Origin of the sequence: Faecalicatena contorta, assembly GCF_021531895.1 — a bacterium.
GTDB lineage: Bacteria > Bacillota > Clostridia > Lachnospirales > Lachnospiraceae > JAFBIX01.
The window spans coordinates 1-5,113 of the sequence record NZ_JAFBIX010000053.1; the positions used below are offsets into that span (position 1 = coordinate 1).

At 33.2% G+C, this 5,113-nt stretch carries 6 protein-coding genes; 5 read left to right on the forward strand and 1 reads right to left on the reverse strand.

Annotation, left to right across the window (positions count from 1 at the left end; translation table 11 throughout):
• The 5 genes from JQM81_RS13170 to JQM81_RS13190 form a co-directional block, all read left to right on the forward strand.
• The coding region (locus tag JQM81_RS13170; protein ID WP_235234253.1) for a glycosyltransferase family 2 protein at positions 1-1,068 on the forward strand (1,068 nt) is incomplete at its 5' end.
• Complete coding sequence (locus tag JQM81_RS13175; RefSeq protein WP_235234254.1) at positions 1,035-1,886, forward strand: glycosyltransferase family 32 protein; 852 nt, start codon at positions 1,035-1,037, stop codon at positions 1,884-1,886. The genes JQM81_RS13170 and JQM81_RS13175, both read left to right, overlap by 34 nt.
• Entirely contained in the window at positions 1,887-2,918 is a 1,032-nt protein-coding gene (locus tag JQM81_RS13180) for a glycosyltransferase family 2 protein (RefSeq protein WP_235234256.1), read from the forward strand.
• 41 nt (positions 2,919-2,959) lie between these two features.
• Positions 2,960-3,613 carry a hypothetical protein gene (locus JQM81_RS13185; RefSeq protein WP_235234257.1) on the forward strand — a complete coding sequence of 218 codons (654 nt, stop codon included), beginning with the start codon at positions 2,960-2,962 and terminating at the stop codon, positions 3,611-3,613.
• Between the two features lie 24 nt (positions 3,614-3,637).
• The gene (locus JQM81_RS13190; protein WP_235234258.1) at positions 3,638-4,303 is read left to right on the forward strand and encodes a hypothetical protein; all 666 of its coding nucleotides are present in this window, start codon (positions 3,638-3,640) and stop codon (positions 4,301-4,303) included.
• A gap of 10 nt (positions 4,304-4,313) precedes the next feature.
• On the opposite strand, the gene JQM81_RS13195 is transcribed toward JQM81_RS13190, so the two are convergent.
• The gene (locus tag JQM81_RS13195; RefSeq protein WP_235234259.1) at positions 4,314-5,006 is read right to left on the reverse strand and encodes a hypothetical protein; all 693 of its coding nucleotides are present in this window, start codon (positions 5,004-5,006) and stop codon (positions 4,314-4,316) included.
• Between the last annotated feature and the right edge of the window lie 107 nt (positions 5,007-5,113).

Sequence of the window (5,113 nt, forward strand, 5' to 3'; positions counted from 1 at the left end):
GACGTATATCGTAAATTACAATATTTTATGAAATCAAATATTAGTTCTAAAATGAATTATGAAGAAGCAATAGTAAAAATAGAAAGTGAAAGAAATAAGGATTGTCCTAAATTTACTCAAAAGAATGAAATAAAAGTAAAGTATGATCTCGAAATCATAATTCCAGTATATAATACGGAGCAATATCTTGAAGAATGTATTGAATCTGTTTTAACTCAAGCAACCAGATATTCTTTTGGCATAACAATAGTAAATGATGGATCAACTGATAATTCTAGTAAAATTTTACAAACGTATAGTGATAGGGAAAATATTAAAATAATTCACCAACAAAATTCTGGACTATCAAGTGCCAGAAACAGTGCGCTCAAAGAAATTAATGGTCGATATATCATGTTTTTAGATTCGGATGATAAATTATTACCAGATGCGATTGAGAGTTTAATGAACGTTGCAAAAAATAAGAATGCAGATATGGTTGCAGGTGGATATGAAGAATTCTCTGAGAAACAGGTGTTGAATAAAATTTCTATGTCTGATTGTGTGTTAAAAAAGGAACCATTTGAAATTCCAGGTTTTGCTTGTATGAAAATTTTTCGTGCGGAATTAGTTGATGAATTTTGTTTTCCTGAAAATTTTTTGTATGAAGATACAGTTATATCTAAATTGCTTTATTATAATTGTAAAAATGTTTATGTCGTGCCGGAAATAATATATGGATATCGTATAAGAAGTGGAAGCATTAGTAGTACGCATGATGTAAAATGTATCGATACTTTTTGGATTACAAAATATTGTTTAGAAGAAAGTGTAAAAAGAGGTTATTCTTTAGACAAGTATACTTATAAAGAATATCTTAAGCAATGTTATATAAATTATCTTCGTACAAGATACCTTTCAGAAGAATTGCAAGAGTCTTTATTTATTTTAACAGCGGACATGTTAAATGGGCATTGGAAAGATACATATATAAAGGGATCTAATAAATTTAAAATGTTAGATCAAGCATTGAAAAAAAGAAGTTATAAAGCATATTGTTATATATTGGAACGGTGGGAATTACTATAGAATTTTTAGTTAACGGAGAGCGAAGTATGAGTATCCCTAAATGTATACATTATTGTTGGTTTGGAAATAATCCTAAACCGCAGAGTATGTTGAAGTGTATTGCCAGTTGGAAGAAATTTTGTCCAACATATGAAATAATAGAATGGAATGAAGAAAATTTTGATATTGATAAATGTCCATTATATGTTAGACAGGCTTACGAAGAAAAAAAATGGGCCTTTGTGACGGATTATGCACGGTTAAAAATAGTATATGAAAATGGTGGCATATATTTGGATACGGATGTTGAATTAAAGAAGAATCTGGATAAATTGTTAAAGAATGTAGCTTTTTTTTGTTTTGAGGATGGGCTACATATTAATACAGGACTTGGGTTTGGGGCAGTAAGGGAATGTAAGATTTTGAAAGAATTGATGGATGATTATAAAGAGATTCCGTTTATTTTAGAGGATGGTTCCTATGATGCGGAGACTTGTCCAAGTCGAAACACAAAAGTATTTTTAAAACATGGATTGCAGCAAAATGATAAAATACAGATTTTAGAGAATGGAATAAAAATTTTACCGTCAATTTATATGTGTCCTATTGATTATAATACTGGAAAATATCGACATTCACTGAAGACAATATCAATTCATTGGTTTTCATCTAGTTGGATGGACGAAAATCAAAAAAAAGAACAGGAAAAAAGAAAGAAGATTCGAAAGGAGAATGAAAGACGAGATTTTTGGCTCCATTTGCCGAATAGGTTAGCTATGCAACTATTGGGAAAAGAGAAGTATGAAAAATGGAAGAATTTTATAAAGGGGATGAAGTAAATGATTCCTGTAAGTATAATTGTGCCAGTTTATAATGTAGAAAGATATATCTGCCGCTGTATAGATAGTATATTAAATCAGACATTTGTTAATTATGAATTGATTCTAGTGGAGGATGGAAGCCCAGATAATAGTGCTTATATATGTGATGAATATGCAAAGAGTGATGAACGCATTTCTGTGATTCACAAAGAAAATGGCGGGTTATCTTCTGCAAGAAATGCGGGAATAGATGCAGCAAAAGGCGAATATCTTTTTTTTGTTGATGGGGATGACGTGATTCATCCAGAAACATTGGAAATTTTGTACTCTATTTTGAAAGATAGTAATGCTCAGATTTCGATAGGAAATTTTTGTAGATTTTGTGATGATAAAGAAGTTCGGTTTGAGACGATTAAAGAAGATGTTGTAAATACATACTCAGGTGTACATGTGTTAGGAAAATTATATGACAAAAACAATGCTTCTCGTTATGTATCTGCATGTGGAAAATTGATTCAGCGTTCGCTATTTGTGGACGTCCGTTTTCCAGAAGGACGGCTATTCGAGGATGAGTTCACAACGTATCTTTTATATTATAAGGCCGAGAGAGTCTCTACAATGGAAATAGTATTATATTACTATTATGTGAATGATGGTGGAATTACTAAAAATTTAACATTACAAAAATATTTTGATGAGTACGATGCACAGTGGAAGAGAATTCTTTTTTATAAGGAGAAGAATTTGAAAGAGATATATCATAAAGCTTTATTGTTTTTTTTGGACTCCGGGCAATGGACGCTTATAGCATGTCGTGAAAAACGAGAAATATTTGATGTGGACAGAGGTGAAGTATTCGAAAAGCAATATAGAGAGGTTTTACATCTTGCTCAGGAAGAGAGAATTCTCAACTTTCTAAAGCATTATGATTATTATATATTAGGGAAACCAGAGCTTGTTCTGTATTATCGGATAAAAAGAATTCTTATGAAGTGTTTTGACACGGAAAAATATAAAAAGAAAAATATGTGTTATAAAAAAGACGTTTAGGTATAATAAAAATCGAAAACGCATCGATTGGGAGATTAATTATGGACAGGTTGGATGGTTGCGATAAATCAGGAGTATTGTATCATATATGTAAGAAATGGAATCCATTGTTAATTATTTTTGGTGCAGGTTTTTTCTATTTAGTAGCATATATGATTCGATTTGAGAAATTAAATATTACATGTAATAATGCTGTAGGTATATGGATGATTTCAAAGGTTGCATTATTCGGAACTTCTCTATTGCCATATATTATAGGAATGTTGTGTTACCGACTCAAGGTTATTACTATTTTGCGCAGTTTAGCGGAAAAATGTACAGTCACACAAAGGAGAGTAGGGGTTGTTATAATTCTCGTAGGCTGCATCGCTGTCCACGCAATAGAAGAATCGTTAATTCTAGCACCAATATTTGCGATGGTTACGGTAGGTTGTGCGGCGGTTGGATTAGATACATTGAATGGAAAGATATCCCGGTTTTTTGTGTTTATGGGAGAGCATTCTTTGAATATCTGGCTAATACATATGTTCTTTTATGCGTATATTTTTAACAATTTAGTATATCGTATGGTATATCCACCGCTTATTTACATTTTCATGTTTGCTATATGTGTAGGGATGTCATATATTATAAAGAGTATTACTGGACTATTAGGATTAATAGAGAGAAGAATGATTTATAGTAGAGGTAACTAAGGACACATAGAAGGAGGTGTTCCCATGAATAAGATATTCCGCTATGAAAAGGACCTTGTGGATACATTTCGGAAAATACACGCATCTAGAAGGAGCACCTTACTGATTGATGAGATGAAGATCCGCTGGGGTAATATTGATTTAGTTGAGATAAATAACACCGCATTGCCATTTTCGAAGGAACAGTGTCAAGTTCTTAGTAAACCGTCTTGTGCTAAGATATTTATGCGTCTTAAGAATAAGAGATTGCTGTCAAAGGAGAAGTTATTTGTCGGTCTGGGTGTGAGTGAATCTACTTTTCATAAAGCAATGTCGGAGATGATAAGGGAGAAGCTGGTCATTCGGGAGGGTAATAATTATCGTAGGAATGTTAATTTTGTATTTCCGAAGGTTATTATTACAGGATACGAAGCAAAACTGACAGACTATAGCAAAGCGCTGTACCAGGCGAGAATGAATAAAGAGTATGTAGATTATAGTTATATGGTTTTTCCGATGGATGTTGCTGAGAACATTGCAAAGAAGCATGGTGAGACGTTAGTTTCCTTTAACCTGGGATTGATCGGAGTCTCACAGGAGAAGGTAAAGGTGTATATCAGACCACGAAAGAATGAATCTATGAAGCCATATATTCGTCTGATGAATCTTGTGATATCAAGTGAAGCTTATAATGAAGAAGCCGCATCGTAGCGGCTTCTTCTTAGATTAAGGAGATTCGTTTTTTGAAGGTCTCAATGGCCATGATCCAGGAGTCTAGATGTTTGGATCCTGCTTTGATTCGATTATAAGTCTCTCGGTCATCAGATAGTGAATCGAGAATCTCATTGTACAATTCTTTGGCATAAGCGATCTCGGATAATACAAATGATATTTTTTGTGGTAAGCTATGGCAGAGATTTACCTTGTCGATGAAGATGGAAAGAGCTTGCCAGTATTGCTGTTCGAGATCTACGAAAGATATAGTATCTTGGTCTTCAACCATGTATTCGTCAATGTCACAATCTGAAAGTAATTCTTCGATATCAATCGTTTCGCTAATTATATTAAGGTTATCGAAAGTAATATAAGTGAGAAGTGGAAGACTGGCGTATCGTTTCTTCCTTCGTCCTGTGCTTTCGATTTCCTCAAAACGGTCTCTGCTGAATTTTCGGATATTATTGAACCAGCCGCTTGCCACATACTCACAGTCAAGCATGGCGAATAATATGGAATTTAAAAAGGTATATCCAACCATAATATCAAAACCAGCATTTTTAAGCGAATAGATAAAATATAGAATATTTGCCAGGTTCTGGGCATCTATATATTCATAGTCTTTTTCTTCTGTCTTTTCATGACAAATGGAAAAATATATTCCCTCTTTGTGGTCAATATATAGTGGCTCAGTTGTCAAGACAAAAATCTAAGATTTTTATAATGAACTGATATGGTGAACAAGTTACAAGGAACATGGAGAGAACAGTGGAGCACTCCCCAGATCCAATATATGCTAAGCTACAT